Annotated in this window: 6 protein-coding genes; 2 read left to right on the plus strand and 4 right to left on the minus strand. The window is 63.8% G+C overall.

What is annotated here, in order from left to right; translation table 11 throughout:
• Window positions 1-39 precede the first annotated feature (39 nt).
• The 3 genes from PSJE_RS24810 to PSJE_RS24820 all read right to left on the minus strand — a co-directional run bounded on the left by PSJE_RS24810 (window position 40) and on the right by PSJE_RS24820 (window position 11630).
• Window positions 40-9276, minus strand: coding sequence for a non-ribosomal peptide synthetase (locus PSJE_RS24810; RefSeq protein ID WP_090456920.1), 9237 nt, complete (start codon window positions 9274-9276; stop codon window positions 40-42).
• A gap of 259 nt (window positions 9277-9535) precedes the next feature.
• On the minus strand, window positions 9536-10270 hold the full coding sequence (locus PSJE_RS24815; protein WP_090456922.1) for a thioesterase II family protein: 735 nt from the start codon (window positions 10268-10270) through the stop codon (window positions 9536-9538).
• A gap of 187 nt (window positions 10271-10457) precedes the next feature.
• Entirely contained in the window at window positions 10458-11630 is a 1173-nt protein-coding gene (locus tag PSJE_RS24820) for an MFS transporter (RefSeq protein ID WP_090456924.1), read from the minus strand.
• Between the two features lie 257 nt (window positions 11631-11887).
• On the opposite strand from PSJE_RS24820, the gene PSJE_RS24825 reads away from it, so the two are divergent.
• Window positions 11888-13711: a glycoside hydrolase family 15 protein gene (locus PSJE_RS24825; protein WP_090456926.1), complete on the plus strand. Its 1824-nt coding sequence runs from the start codon at window positions 11888-11890 to the stop codon at window positions 13709-13711.
• A 40-nt stretch (window positions 13712-13751) separates the two neighbouring features.
• Here PSJE_RS24825 and PSJE_RS24830 read toward each other — a convergent pair whose 3' ends face one another.
• A complete protein-coding gene (locus PSJE_RS24830; RefSeq protein WP_090456928.1) occupies window positions 13752-14735 on the minus strand; it encodes a GlxA family transcriptional regulator in 984 nt (327 codons plus the stop codon).
• Between the two features lie 89 nt (window positions 14736-14824).
• Here PSJE_RS24830 and inhA point away from each other — a divergent pair, with 89 nt between their 5' ends.
• Window positions 14825-15511 carry an isonitrile hydratase gene (inhA, locus tag PSJE_RS24835; RefSeq protein ID WP_090456930.1) on the plus strand — a complete coding sequence of 229 codons (687 nt, stop codon included), beginning with the start codon at window positions 14825-14827 and terminating at the stop codon, window positions 15509-15511.
• Window positions 15512-15657: the final 146 nt, after the last annotated feature.

The following is a 15657-nucleotide window of genomic DNA, read 5'->3' on the forward strand; positions in this document are numbered from 1 at the left end:
AAATATTGACGGCGGCGCTCAAAGGCGCCGCCGACTGAATCAGTCCGCCGCGGATTGCGTCGCCGGTGCGCCACGGTTCGCCGAGCGGCGCTTGATCGCCATGGCGCCGCCGAGCAGCGCCTTGCGTTGTTCGCTCAAGCGCGCATCGGCACGGCGTTGCACATCGGCGGCCAGGTCCAGCAACTCACCGACCTGCACTCCGTCAGCGCGTATCAGCGCCTGGAGTACCGCCCGGATCTGTTCGAACAAACACTCCAACGTGCTCGGCAGGTACTGGCCCACTGGCGTTTCGAAACTCAGGTGAATGTGCTCGGCATCGTTGTAGAACGCGGCGACCATGCCGATCTCGGCAGCCTGACGCCCGGACGGGAAGTCCTCGACCTCCAGGCCCTCCATCGACGACAAGCGACCGACGCCTTCCTGGTAGATCAGCTTGATGTCGAACAGCGGCGAACGGCCGGCCCGGCGCGGCAAGCGCAAGGCTTCCACCAGACGCTCGAACGGCAGGTCTTGATGATCCGAAGCCTCCAGCACCGCCCGGCGACAGGCCTCCAGCAACTGCGCCGCCGACTGCTCGGCATCGACCTCCACTTGCAGTACTAATTGGTTAACGAAGAAGCCGACCATTTCTTCAAGCTCGGCTTGATTTCGGTTGGCGATATCGGTGCCGATACGCACCCGACTGACCTCGGTACGCTGGCGCAGGACGAGGGTGAAACCGGCCAGCAGCAGCATGAACAGCGACAGATCGCGCTGTTGGGCAAAGTCGCGCACCTGCTGGCTGAGTTCGGCGCTGAAGGTGAAATGGGCGCTGGCACCCTCTTGCGCCGTGCGCCGGTCGCCATCGGCGGGCAACTCGAGCACCGCTTGTGGCTCGGCAAGGCGCTGCTGCCAGTAGTCGAGTTGGCGCTGCAACTCGCCGCCCTGCTCCAGCCACTGGCGCTGCCATTTGGCGAAGTCAGCGTACTGCACACTGTGCGCCGGCAGTTGCGGGGTCTGGCCACGGTTGAGGGTTGGATAGAGCGTGACGAATTCATTGATCAGGACGCGGAACGACCAGTCATCGGCGACGATGTGGTGCACCGTCAGCAACAGCACATGTTCGTCATCCGCGACCCGCAGCACCCGCACCCGCAGCAACGGACCCTGGCGCAGGTCGAATGGCCGGGCGACTTCCTCGCGGGCCCGTTGTTGCGCTTCGACGTTCGGCGCCGGTCGATGCCGCAGGTCGCTGGCCTCGAAGCTCAACGGCAATTGTCCGTGCACCCGCTGCCAGGCCTGGCCGTCTTCTTCGTAAAAGGTGGTGCGCAACACGGCATGACGCTGCACCAGGGTTTCGAAGGTTCGGCGCAGGGCGTCGAGGTTCAGTTCGCCGCGCAGGCGCAAGGCACCCGGCATGTTGTACATCGAACTGTCCGGTTCCAGGTTCCACAGGAACCACAAGCGCTGCTGGGCAAAGGACAACGGCTGGCGTTCGCCAGAGGTATCCGCCACCAGCGCCGGGCGCTCACAGCTGTGTTGCAGCGCCTGCACCCGGGCGGCGAAATCTTCAAGGCGCGGGTGTTCGAACAGGCTGCGCAAACTCACCGAAAGGCCCAGGCGCTGGCGGATCTGCGAGACGATTTGCGTCGCCAGCAACGAGTGCCCGCCCAATTCGAAGAAGCTGTTTTCCCGATCGACGCGATTGACCTGCAACACCTGCCGCCAGATCTGCGCCAGTTCGATTTCCAGTGCGCCTTGCGGGGCGCTGCCGACGTCGGCCTCCCAGACCTGCGGGGCCGGCAACGCGGCGCGGTCGAGTTTGCCGTTGCGGTTGAGCGGCAACGCGGCCAGCAACACCAGTTGCGCCGGCAGCATGTACTCCGGCAGGCGCTCGCCCAGGGCGCGGCGTACGGTGTCGGTGAGTTGACGCGCATCAGCGTCCAGCAGTTCATCTGAAGCCGGCACCACATAGCCGATCAATTGCTTGCCGCCAACGCCTTCGTGCACCAGCACTGCGGCTTCGCTGATCATCGGCAAGCCTTGCAGATGCGCTTCCAGCTCACCCAACTCAACCCGGAAACCACGGATTTTCACTTGATGATCGATGCGTCCCAGGTACTCCAGCGCACCGTCCTCGCGATAGCGCGCCAGGTCGCCGCTGCGGTACAGCCGCGCGCCCTGCGTGCTGGAAAACGGATCGGCGATGAAGCGCTCGGCGCTCAAGCCCGGTCGCTGGTGATAACGCTGGGCAAGGCCTATGTCGCCGCCGATGCACAATTCGCCGACGCAACCGGTCGGCAGCAGGTGGCCTTCGCTGTCCAGCACATACAGCGCACGCCCCGGCAGGGCTTTGCCGATGGGCACGCCAATGTGATTGCGGGTATCGGCCAGTGTGCATTCGTGGGTGCTGGACACCACCGTGGCTTCGGTTGGCCCGTAGGTGTTGAGCAGGCGCACATCGCCCAGGCCGGCGGCGTGCCACAGCTTCAAACCTTCCAGCGACATGGCTTCGCCACCGACGTGGACCTGACGCAAACGCCCCTTGTCCCGCTGCGGGTGTGCGGCCCACTCCTGAGACAGCAGGAACCAGTAGGCCGCCGGCAAATCCGCCAGGGTCACGCCATGCTCGATGATCTGGCGATAGAGGGTGTCGGTGTCCCACAGTTCATCGCCGCGCATCACCAGCGCCGCGCCCACGCACAATGGCGGGTAGCACTGCTCGACAAAGCCGTCGAAGCTGAACGTTGCGAATTGCAGCACGCGGTCTTGCGGGGTGAGTTGTGAATAGTGCGCCGCGATCACGCAAAACTCGCGCAGTGCGGCATGGGCCAGGCACACGCCTTTCGGGCGTCCGGTGGAGCCGGAGGTGTAGATCAGATAGGCCAGGTCTTCGGCGCTGGCGAGGTTGATCAGGTTGTCGGTGGAATACCCGGTGTCTGCACCCGGCTCCAGCGCCAGGCGCGGCAAACCTTGCGGCAGCGCTACATCGGCCAGCAGGCCCGGTTGCGCCAGCAGCAGGTCCATGCCGCTGTCTTCGATCATGTAGGCCAGGCGCTCGGCCGGGTAATCCGGGTCCAGCGGCACATAACCGGCGCCGGACTTGAGGATCGCCATCAGGCTGACGATCATCTGCCCATTGCGCCGCACCGACAGGCCCACCCGCTGCCCCGGCGCCACGCCCTGGGCACGCAGGCGATGGGCGAGCTGGTTGGCTTGCGCATTGAGCTGGGCGTAGGTCAGGCGCTCGTCACCGACCATCACCGCCAGCGCATCGGGGGTGCGTGCCGCTTGTTGCTCAAACCGCTGATGAGCCAACAACGGGCTATCGATTGGCGGCGCCGGCGGACGGGAACACGCCAGCACCATTGCTTGCGCCTGTGCATCCAGCAAGCTGACCGCGCCCAATGCCTGTTGTGGCTGTGCGACGAACTGCTCCAGCACCTGCAACAGGCTGGCGCCCAACTGGCTGATCTGCGCGGCACTGAACCGGGTTCGGTCGAAACTGAAATCCAGGCGCAGGCTGGCGCCGACTTCGATGCCCAGGGTCAGCGGGTAACTGGTGATTTCGTGATTGTGCAGCGCACCGAAGGTCAGGCCCGCCGGCGCCCCTTGCTTGAGGGCTTCGGCCACCGGGAAGTTCTCGAACACCAGCAGGCTGTCGAACAGCGCCCCCTGTTGCCCGGCCCAGCCCTGAATGTCGTACAGCGGCACGTGTTCGAACTCGCGCAGGCTCAGGTTCAGGGCTTGCAGGTCGTTGAGCCACTGGGCCACCGACTGCCCCGCTTGCGGCGCGGCGATGATCGGCAAGGTGTTGATGAACAGCCCCAACTGCTGCTCTATGCCCGGCAGCGGCGCGGAGCGTCCGGCAATCGTTGCGCCAAACGCCACACAGGACTGGCCCGTGTAGCGTTGCAACAGCAGGCCCCAAGCGCCTTGCAGCAAGGTGTTGAGGGTGATTTTCTGCTGGCGGGCAAAATCGCTCAGGCGCTGTAGCGCGGCGCTTTCAAGGGTCAATTGATGTTCACCCATGCCGTACCCATGTGCAGGCGTCGGCAAGGCTTGCGCCAGCAGCGTCGGCGTTTCCAGCGGCGCCAGCGCCTGTCTCCAGAACTGTTCGGCGGCCAGCAGCGGCTGCTGTTGAATCCAGCCCAGATAGTCGCGGTATTGCCCCAACGGCCTGGCCAACGTCTGGCCGGCATAGTGCTGGATCACTTCGCCGAGCAACTGGGCGTTGCTCCAGCCGTCCATGAGGATGTGATGGCTGGTATGGATCAGGTGCCAGCCTTCACTGCCCCGACGCACCAGCAGCAGGCGGAACAATGGAGCGGTGCCGAGTTCGAAGCCACGGCTGCGCTCCTCGGCGGCCAGTGCATCGAGGTCGATGTCGGCTGCGTCGATCACTTGCAGTTGCAGGTCGATCTGGCGATGAATCACCTGATGCGCGCACTCAAGCCCCAGCCAGTGGAAGCTGCTGCGCAGGATGTCGTGTCGGTTGATCGCCGTTTGCCAGGCCCGGCCGAATGCCGCCAGCTCCAGGCCCTGGATGTCCAGGCGCAATTGATTGATGTAGGCCTCGGCCTGGGGTTCGTACAGGGTGTGGAACAGCATGCCCTGTTGCATCGGCGTCAGCGGGTAAACGTCCTCGATGGCCGGCGCCGCAACAGGCAAGGCATCGAGTTGTGCCTGGGTGATGCGCGCCAGCGGGAAGTCCGACGGCGTAACCTGGCCTGGCGCTGTCGCACAGCAATGTTCGATCAGCGTCTTGAGTTCTTCGGTGTAGGCATCGGCCAGTCGCTGCACCGTGGACTCGGCAAACATGTCACGGCTGAAGCCCCATTGCAGCGAGAGCTGCCCGCCATAGACCTGGCCCTCCACCGTCAGCCAGTTGGCCAGTGGCGCATCATCGCCCTGAGCCTGGCCGCCGCTTTCCGGGGCCGGGACGAACAGCGCGGCGTCGTCGAACTGACGATCGAACTGCCCCAGGTAGTTGAAGGTGATCCGTGGCGTCGGCAAGTCTTGCAGGGCCTGGCGCTGCGCCGGTTCGCCCAGGTAGCGTAGCAGTCCATAGCCCAGGCCTTTGCCGGGAATGGCGCGCAGTTGCTCCTTGATCGACTTGATCGAATTTGCCACCCCGGCCTCGGGTTGCAGGCGGACCGGAAACAGGCTGGTGAACCAGCCGACGGTGCGGCTCAGGTCGAGGTCGTCGGACAGGTCTTCGCGGCCGTGGCCTTCCAGCTGGATCAACGTCGAGCCCTGCCCGCTCCAGCGGCAGATGACCCGCGCCAACGCCGTGAGCAACAGATCATTGACTTGGGTGCGATAGGCCGCCGGGGCCTGTTGCAGCAACTGGCGGGTCAGTTCCTCATCCAGTTTCGATTCGATCTTGTGCCCGTGGCGCTGCTGCAAGCTGCCCTTGGGGTTGTCGCACGGCAGGTCCCGGGCGTCCGCCAGTTGCGCCTGCCAGTACGGCATTTGCCCAGGCAAGGTGCCGGCATGCTGTTGCAGATGCGCGGCCCAGGCTTGATAGGCGCTGGTTTTCTCGGGCAGTGCCACTTGCCGGTAAGCCTGTTTTAAATCTTCGAGCAATACCCGCCATGACACCCCGTCCACGGCCAAATGATGAACCACCAGCAACAGGCGCTGACTGCCATCGTCGAGGCTGATCAGCAAGGCACGCAGCAGCGGCCCGCTTGCGAGATCGAGGCTGCGTTGCGCTTCATCGCACAGGGCGGTCAAGGCTTCGGTCGAAGACGCCCGACGTTGCCACAATCCAGCTGACTCGACTGGCGCTGCGTGGCGCTGCTGCCAGCCTTCGGCACCGTCGATGAAGCGCAGGCGCAAGGCGTCGTGGTGGTTGATAACGGTAACCAAGGCCTGCTCCAACACCTCAGGATTCAACGCGTCCCGGGGCGTCAGCAGCAGCGACTGGTTCCAGTGCTGACGCTGGGCGATTGCCTGTTCGAAGAAGTAATGCTGCGCCGGGGTCAGGATCACCTCGCCACTGACCGGGCCTTGATCGACAGTGCTGCGGCTGTCGAACGCCGCGACCAGCGCCAGGCTACGCACGGTCTGGTACTGGAACAGATCCCGCGGGCTGAGGCGAATGCCCGCCTGGCGGGCACGGCTGACCACCTGGATGGAAATGATCGAGTCGCCGCCGAGCTCGAAGAAATTGTCTTCGAGGCCCACGGGTTCCGCGCCCAATACGTCCTGCCAGATCTGCGCCAGCGCGATCTGCATCGCATCTTGTGGCGCAACGAATGCCTGTTGCGGCGTGGCGTCGGGCGGCGGCAAAGCCTTGCGGTCGAGCTTGCCGTTGGCGGTCACCGGCAAGGCGTCCAGTGGCATCAGGTAGGTGGGCACCATGTATTCCGGCAGGCTGTCGAGCAGCCAGGCCTTGAGGGTTTGTGGCCACTGCGCATCGGTGTCGGCGTTTTCCAGCACCAGATACGCCACCAGATGCTTGCCGCCCTGCACCAGCACCACGGCCTCACGCACCAACGCATGCTGCATCAACCGGGTTTCGATTTCCCCCAGTTCGATGCGCAGGCCGCGCAATTTGACTTGATGGTCGAGGCGCCCGAGGTATTCGATCACCCCATCGGCGCGCTGCCGCACGCGGTCGCCGGTGCGGTACAAGCGCGCACCGTCATGGAAGGGGCACGGCACAAAACGCTCGGCGCTGAGCGCCGGACGCCGGTGATAACTGCGCGCCAGCCCGGCGCCACCGAGGTACAACTCCCCCGCCACGCCGGCCGGAACCGGCAGTAATTGTGCATCCAGCACATGGGTGCGCAGGTTGGCGATGGGCCGGCCGATGGGCACGCTGTCGGCGCCTTCGTCGATGCAGGTCCAATGGGTGACGTCGATGGCCGCCTCGGTCGGGCCGTAAAGGTTGTACAACCCGGCACCCGGCAGCTTTTTGAACACCTGCAATTGGGCATCCAGCGGCAAGGCTTCGCCGCTGCAGACGATGCGCTTGAGACCGGTGCACGCCTCGACACCCGGCTCGTGGATGAACGCCTGGAGCATCGACGGCACAAAGTGCAGCGTACTGATGCCGTACTCACCGATCAGGCGGATCAACCGCGCCGGTTCACGATGCGCCCCCGGTGGCGCCACCACCAGGCGCGCGCCGGTCATCAGCGGCCAGAAGAATTCCCACACCGATACGTCGAAACTGAACGGGGTCTTCTGCAACACCGAGTCGCCGCCATCCAGCCCGTAAGCCTGCTGCATCCAGCACAAGCGGTTGACCAGCGCCGCGTGACTGTTGCCGGCGCCTTTGGGCTTGCCGGTGGAGCCGGAGGTGTAGATCACATAGGCCAGGTTCAGTGGATGCACTTCAACTGGCGGGCAGGACTCGCTGTAGCCGTCGAGCCAGTCTTGCTCCTGATCCAGGGCGATGACCTTGACGCCCTCGGTGGGCAGTGCGCCGAGTAAAGCGCTTTGGGTGAGCAGCAGGCCAATCGCACTGTCTTCGATCATGTAGGCCAGGCGCTCAGCCGGGTATTCCGGGTCCAGCGGTACGTAGGCACCACCGGCCTTGTGAATCGCCAGCAGTCCGATGACCATTTCCAGTGAACGCTCGACACAGATCCCCACCAGCACATCCGGGCCGACACCCTGCTCGCGCAAGCAGTGCGCCAGTTGATTGCTGCGGGCGTCGAGTTGCGCGTAGCTGAGCTGACGATCGCCAAACACCAGCGCCGGCGCGCCGGGGGTGCGTCGGGCCTGGGCCTGAATCAACTGGTGCATGCACTGCTCGACCGGATAGATCTCGGCGGTGCGGTTCCAGTCCTGCACCAGCACTTGCTGCTCATCCGCCGTCAGCATCGGCAACTCGCCGATTTTTTGTGTCGAGTCGTCGACTATCGCCTGCAACAGGCGCGTCCAGTGCCGGGCCATGCGCGCGATGGTATCGGCCTCGAACAGGTCGCTGGCGTAGGTCAGCGCGGCGTGCAGCTTGCCGCCCTTTTCCCAGGTGTCGAGGGTCAGGTCGAACTGGGTGGTGCGGCTTTGCCAGTCGATGTTGCCCAGCTCCAGGCCGGACGCAGTGCTGACCGAGGCCATGTCGGCCACATGCGGCTGGTGGTTGTACATCACCTGGAACAGCGGCGTGTGGCTGAGGCTGCGCTCCAGTTTCAGCGCTTCGACCAGGCGCTCGAACGGCAGGTCCTGATGGGCCTGGGCGCCAAGGGCGGTTTCCTTGATGGCGCGCAGCAGGTCGTCGACCCGGGTCTGGCCGTCCAGTTGGGTGCGCAGCACCTGGGTGTTGACGAAGAAGCCGATCAGGCCTTCGATTTCCGCGCGGTTGCGGTTGGCGATGGGCACGCCGACGCGGATGTCGGTTTGCCCGGTGTAGCGATGCAGTAAAGTGTTGAAAGCGCCGAGCAACAGCATGAACAGGGTGATGTTGTGCTTCTGTGCGGTGCTGCGCAGTTGCTCGGCCAGTTGCGCCTGGACCGCGAATTCGTAGCGGGTACCGCGATAGCTCGGCATCGCCGGGCGCGAATGATCCAGCGGCAGTTCCAGCACAGGATGTTCATCGCCCAATTGCGCCTGCCAGTACGCCAGTTGCCGCGCCTGCTCACCCGCCTCCAGCCAGCGGCGCTGCCACAGGGCGTAGTCGCTGTACTGGATAGGCAGCGGCGTCAGCTGCGGTTGCGTGCCGGCATCGAAGGCGTCGTAGCAGCGGATGAATTCGTCGATCAGCACGTTCATCGACCAGCCGTCGGAGACGATGTGGTGCAGGGTCAGCAACAGCACGTGCTCTTGTCCCGCGAGCTTGAGCAAGGTGACCCGCAGCAGCGGACCGGTCGACAGATCGAACGGCAGTACCGATTGCTGTTCGGCGGTTTCAGCCACGGCACGTTCGCGCTCCTCGGCGGGCAGTGCGCTGAAATCCACCTGCTCGATGACCAGCGGCGCGGTGGCCGGGACTTGCAACAGGCTGTCATCGGCCTGACGAGCGAACACCGTGCGCAGGGTTTCATGCCGCGCCACCAGGCTGGCGAACGCCTGCTCCAGCGCCGACAGGTTCAGGCACCCGGTCAGCCGCACCGCGCCCGGCAGGTTGTAGGCACCGCTGTGGGGATCCAGTTGCCAGAGGAACCACATGCGTTGCTGGGCGTACGACAGCGCCTGGCGATCCTCAGCCTCGATGCTGGCCGGAATCGGAAAACGGGCGAAATCCACGCCCTCCTTGTGCAAGGCCGCAAGGAACATTTGACGCTTTTCCAGGGGCAACCCGATAAACCGGCGAGCGAGTTTCAAGGAGTCTTCAGCATTCATCTATCGGCATCCGCATCAGTAGGCAGCAGGCGCAAGGGCGCGTCGTCCCTATAAAACGAATGCAGGCGGGAAAAATTAGCGGATGGGAACAAGTATCAGGAGGGAGTGAAACGCGAAATTCTGGGCTACTGAAAATCAAAAATGTGGGAGCGAGCTTGCTCGCGATAGCTGTGTGTCAGGCACCATTATTGCCGGCTGACACGACGCCATCGCGAGCAAGCTCGCTCCCACAGGGATCGGGTAGAATTTTGGAGTGGTGTTAACCCACGGCAGCCATGGAAAGCCGCCGATGATGCACCTCAAGCTGATCCTTGATCACCCGCAGCACCTTCGCTTCCTGCTCATGGATGAAGAAGTGCCCGCCAGCCAGCATGTCCACCGAAAAACTGCCACGGGTTTCCTGGCTCCAGCCGATCAACTGTTCGGTGGTGGCGCGGTCGGCCTTGCCGCCGAGCACGTGCACCGGGCACCTGAGCAACGGGCGCTGCACCGGCTCGAAACGCCCGCACAGCAGGAAGTCCGCGCGCAGCACCGGCAGGGTCAGGCTCATCAACTCTTCATTGGCCAGGATCTCTTCGCTGGTGCCGTTGAGGGTGCGCAATTGCTCGATCAGTTCGGCGTCGGTTTTCGGCTCGGCATACTGACGGTCGTAATCGGCGCGCAACGTCGGTGCGGCGGTGCCCGAGGCGAACAGCGCCACCGGTTCCGGGCAACCCAGCGAGCGAAACGCATGGGCCATCTCGCAGGCCAGCAGCGCCCCCATGCTGTGGCCGAATAACGCATACGGCGTCTTGAGCGTGGCTTTCTGTTCCTGGGCCAGTTGCAGCGCCAGACGGCGCATGTCGGTGTGCAAGGGCTCGCCGTAGCGCGCGCCCCGCCCCGGAAGTTCCACCGGTTGCAGCTTGAGCCACTCCGGCAGTTTTCGCCGCCAACGGCTATAGACCATGGCACTCGCGCCCGAATAGGGCAGGCACAGCAATGTCAGCGGGGTCACCGGGCTTTCCTCGAGAGTTGTCTGCTAAGAGAACGGATGAGGTGCCCAAAGAATTAGCCATGTGAGTAACCCTGTGGGAGCGAGCTTGCTCGCGATAGCGGAGTGTCAGTCGACATCATGAGTGCCTGACACACCGTCATCGCGAGCAAGCTCGCTCCCACAGGAGGCTGTTTCCAGCATTGAATCTCTATTTCAAATGACGATAGCTCGGGATTGCCGAACCGAGCACCACTGCCCCCGCCGCAATCGCCAGCCAGAACCCGCTGCGCGCGCCGAAGGCGTCCACCAGCCAGCCGGAGCCGGCGGCGCCGATCGCCACGCCGATGCTCAGGCCGGTGACCAGCCAGGTCAGGCCTTCGGTGAGTTTGGCCGGCGGTACGATCTGCTCCACCAGGGCCATGGCGACAATCAGCGTCGGCGCGAAAAACAGGCCGGCGACAAACACCGCCAATGACAAGCCTAAAATGTTCGTCGCCAACAGCAACGGCAAGGTGGTCACCGCCGTCGCCACCCCGCCGTACAGGAACAGGCGCGCCAGCGGCACTTTCGAGCGCAGTGCGCCGAACGCCAACCCGGCCAGGCACGAGCCGATGGCGTACACCGACAGCACGATGCTCGCCGCCGCCGGTTGGCCCTGATGCTGGGCGAAGGCGACGCTGACCACGTCCACCACGCCAACAATGGTGCCCATGGCGACCATCAACAGCATCAGCAACTGAATGTCGCGGGAACGGATGATCGAGCCCTGGTGATGCTCTTCATGGGGATGCACCGGCGGCTCCGTGCTGCGTTGCAGGACGAATGCGGTGACGCCGATGGCCAGCGCCAGCAAGGCCACCAGCGGACCGGCCTCGGGGAATGCCACCACGCACAACCCCACCGACAGTGGTGGCCCGACAATGAAGCAGACTTCGTCCAGCACCGACTCCAGGGCGTAGGCGGTTTGCAACTCGGGGCGGCCGCGATACACCTCAGTCCAACGTGCCCGCACCATCGCCGACATGCTCGGCATGCAACCGGCCAGCGCGGCGAAGAAAAACAGTGTCCAGTGCGGCGCCTGCAACCGCGTGCACAGCAACAACAGCAACAGTGCCCCACCGCCCAGCAATGCCGATACCGGTAGAATCCGCCCCTGGCCAAATCGATCCACCAGCCGCGACACCTGCGGCGCACAAAACGCCGTGGCCAGGGCGAACGTCGCCGCCACCGCGCCGGCCATTGCGTAGCCACCCTGCAACTGCGAGAGCATGGTGATCAGGCCGATGCCGGTCATGGAAATCGGCATGCGCGCGATCATTCCGGCCAGCACGAATGCGCGGCTGCCGGGGGCTTTGAACAACTCGCGATAGGGGTTTGCCATGGGACGGGTCTCATCAGGGGACTGCACGTTGCCATAACGGCTGATTGCGGGGGAAGCGTGGAATTGTTGGTTGAATGTGAAGGCCCCATCGCGAGCAAGCTCGCTCCCACAATGGCCGGCGTACACCAATCAACTGTGGGAGCGAGCTTGCTCGCGATGGGGCCAGAACAGACAACTCACCTCCCTTCGCCAAATGAACTCTCACCGACCCCGGCCAGTCAGTTGAATAGGCCCCAGGTTCCCGGAGTTTCGCGACAATGGCTGATCACCCCGAACGCCAAAGCCCCATCGACGCCCACGGCATCATCGGCGATATGCGCAGCGCGGCGCTGGTCAATGACAAGGGCAGCGTGGACTTTTTCTGCTGGCCGGAATTCGACAGTCCGTCGATCTTCTGCTCGCTGCTGGACACCCCCGAGGCGGGGATTTTTCAGTTGTCACCGGATTTGCCCGACGCCCGTCGCGAACAAATCTACCTGCCCGACACCAATGTGCTGCTGACCCGCTGGCTCAGTGATCGCGCCGTGGTCGAGGTCACCGACCTGCTGCCCGTCGGTGACACCGAGGATGACCTGCCGCTGCTGATGCGGCGGATCCGTGTGGTCAGCGGCCGCGCCACCTTCCAGATGCGCTGCGCCGTGCGTCATGACTACGCTCGCGCCAAAACCCGCGCCCGCATGGATGAAAAAGACGTCACCTTCGACGCGGTCGATCAGCCGTCCCTGCGCCTGTCTTCGGATCAGGTTTTGCATATCGACGGCAATGCGGCGGTGGCCGAATTCACCCTCGAACAAGACCAGACCAGTCAATTCCTGCTCGGTGCCCTCGACGATCCGCGCTTAAAGGAAGGCGCTGCACAACTGTGCCTGGAGCGCACCCTGAAATTCTGGCGCGACTGGATCGGCCAGTCCAACTACCGCGGCCGCTGGCGCGAAATGGTCAACCGCTCGGCCCTGGCGATGAAGCTGCTGACCTCGCGCAAGCACGGCGCCATTCTCGCCGCCGCCACCTTCGGCCTGCCGGAAAGCCCTGGTGGCTCGCGCAACTGGGACTATCGCTTCACCTGGATCCGCGACGCCTCGTTCACCGTCTATGCATTCATGCGCCTGGGCTTCGTCGAAGAGGCCAACGCCTACATGCGCTGGTTGCGGGGGCGGGTCAGCGACTGTCAGGGCAAGCCGATGAAACTCAACATCCTGTATGCCATCGACGGTCGCCAGGAATTACCGGAGATCGAGCTGACGCACCTGTCCGGCCATGGTGGCGCACAACCGGTGCGCATCGGCAATCAGGCCTATGAACAGGTCCAGCTCGATATCTTTGGCGAGCTGATGGACGCGATTTACCTGGTCAACAAATACGGCGAAGCCATCTCCCATGAAGGCTGGAAACACACGGTGGAGGTGGTCGATCAGGTCTGTGAAACCTGGGAGCAGAAAGATGTCGGCATCTGGGAAATGCGCGGCGAGCAATACCATTTCCTGCATTCACGGCTGATGTGCTGGGTCGCCCTGGACCGCGCCATCCGCCTCGCTTCAAAGCGCTCGCTACCGGCACCGTTCGCGCGTTGGGACCAGACCCGCCAGGCGATCTACACCGACATCTGGGAGAACTTCTGGTGCGAGGAACGCGGGCACTTCGTCCAGCACATCGGCGGCACCGGCCTGGACGGTTCGATGCTGCTGATGCCGCTGGTGCGTTTCGTCAGCGCCCGCGACCCGCGCTGGCTGGCGACCCTGCAAGCCATCGAAAGAAGCCTGGTACGCGACGGCATGATCTACCGCTACCGCAACGACGACAGCCAGATCGACGGCCTGCCCGGCAGCGAAGGCGCCTTTGCCGCGTGCTCGTTCTGGTACGTCGAATGCCTGGCCCGCGCCGGCCAGCTCGACAAGGCCCACCTGGAGTTCGAACAGTTGCTCAGGTACGCCAACCCGCTGGGGTTGTATGCCGAAGAGTTCGACAGCCATGGGCGGCACATGGGCAACACGCCGCAGGCATTGACGCATCTTGCGTTGATCAGTGCGGCTTGCTTTCTGGATCGGAGGTTGAGTGGGGAGAAGAGGTTTTGGCAGCCGTGAATACGGGTTAAACAATGTTCGAACTCAGGCAAAAGGTGGCTCAAGACCCCAGTGGATCTGCGCTGACACTGACCGAAAACCGCTCCCGATAAGCCTGTGGCGTCACGCCCATGGCCCGCAGGAAACTGCGGCGCAGGGTTTCTTCGCTGCCGAAGCCGCATTGCACCGCTACTCGTTTGATCGGCACGCCGGTATCGCTGAGCAAACGCCGCGCGGTTTCGACGCGGATCAGTTCGATGGCCCGGGCCGGGGTCTGGCCGGTGTCGGCGCGGTAGTGGCGCACGAAGCTGCGTTCGCTCATGCCGGCCTGCAAGGCCAGAGTCGGGATACCAAGGTCGTGGGCCAGATTTTCGCTGATCCAGGCGTGAAGTTCGTCGAAACGGTTGCCTTCCTGTTGCAGTGACAGGGTCACGCTGAATTGCGACTGGCCACCCGGACGTTTGAGAAACACCACCAGTTGCCTCGCGACTTCGAGGGCCATGGTGCGCCCCAGGTCTTCTTCGACCATGGCCAACGCCAGGTCGATGCCGGCGGTCACCCCGGCCGAGGTCCAGACCGGGCCGTCGTTGATGAAGATCGGGTTGGGCTCGACGTGCAGTTGCGGATGCTGCTGCGCCAGTTGCTCGCAACGGGTCCAGTGGGTGACCACGCGCCGGCCGTCGAGCCAGCCGCTGGCCGCCAGCAGGAACGCACCGGTGCATACCGAGGAAACCCGCCGGCAGCCACGAGCATGTTCGCGCACCCAGGCAACCAACGGCGCATCTTGCGCCGCTGCGTAAACACCCCAGCCACCGGCGATGATCAGGGTATCAGTGCCCTCATCCGGCAACGGTTCGGCCAACAGCGCCAACCCCGCCGACGACATCACCGCCCCGCCGCCACTGGTAATCACCGTCGGCGCATAGGGTGGCGGCAGGCCTTGCTGGCGGGCTATGTCGTTGGCCGAAGCGAAAACCTGCAACGGCCCGGTGACGTCGAGCAATTGCACGTTGGCGAAAGCGAGTACATGGATGGTTTTCGACATTTGGCGTAATTCGTGGGGATATTGGCGTATGCGCCAAAGCCTACGAGCCTAGAGTCAAACCGTCCACCCACTTCACGAGAAAAAACACCATGACGTTGCAGATCGGTTTTCTGTTGTTTCCACAGGTTCAGCAACTGGACCTGACCGGCCCTTACGACGTACTGGCCTCGCTGCCGGATGTGAAAGTGCATCTGATCTGGAAAGACCTGATGCCGGTCACCGCCAGCACCGGCCTGCTGTTGAAACCGACCACCACCTTCGATGATTGCCCGGCACTGGACGTGATCTGCGTGCCCGGTGGCAGTGGTGTCGGACCCTTGATGGAAGATGACCAGACTCTGGACTTTCTCAAGGCCCAGGCCGCCAACGCGCGGTACATCACGTCGGTGTGCACCGGCTCGCTGGTGCTGGGTGCGGCGGGATTGCTCAAGGGCAAACGCGCCACCACTCACTGGGCATATCACGAATTACTCAAGCCGCTGGGCGCAATCGCGGTGCAAGACCGGGTGGTTCGTGACGGCAATCTGTTGACCGGTGGCGGCATCACCGCCGGTATCGACTTCGCTCTGACCCTGGCCGCCGAGCTGTTCGACCAGGCCACCGCCGAGTTGGTGCAACTGCAACTGGAATACGCCCCGGCCCCGCCGTTTACCGCGGGTAGCCCCGAGACGGCCCCGGCCAGCGTGTTGGGAGAGGCTCGCCAGCGGGCTGCCGACTCGTTGAAACTGCGGGCGCAGATCACCGAGCGTGCGGCGGCGAAACTCGATCGACAGTGAAAAAATGGCGGCGGGAACCCGGTTCCTGCCGCCACGACTTTTCATGCACGCAAAAAAAACCCGCCGAAGCGGGTTTTTCCAAGACCATGACGACTCCTTGTCGTAGCGTTCCTTGCATATGGTCGATCATCCATGATCCTGAGCAC

Origin of the sequence: Pseudomonas jessenii, assembly GCF_002236115.1 — a bacterium.
Lineage (GTDB): Bacteria > Pseudomonadota > Gammaproteobacteria > Pseudomonadales > Pseudomonadaceae > Aquipseudomonas > Aquipseudomonas jessenii.

What these genes read in the sequence shown, in the direction of transcription:
- PSJE_RS24830 (WP_090456928.1), bottom strand. Translation starts at nt 14,735, where the DNA reads ATGTCGAAAACCATCCATGTACTCGCTTTCGCCAACGTGCAATTGCTC.
- PSJE_RS24820 (WP_090456924.1), bottom strand. Translation starts at nt 11,630, where the DNA reads ATGGCAAACCCCTATCGCGAGTTGTTCAAAGCCCCCGGCAGCCGCGCA.
- PSJE_RS24810 (WP_090456920.1), bottom strand. Translation starts at nt 9,276, where the DNA reads ATGAATGCTGAAGACTCCTTGAAACTCGCTCGCCGGTTTATCGGGTTG.
- inhA (WP_090456930.1), top strand. Translation starts at nt 14,825, where the DNA reads ATGACGTTGCAGATCGGTTTTCTGTTGTTTCCACAGGTTCAGCAACTG.
- PSJE_RS24825 (WP_090456926.1), top strand. Translation starts at nt 11,888, where the DNA reads ATGGCTGATCACCCCGAACGCCAAAGCCCCATCGACGCCCACGGCATC.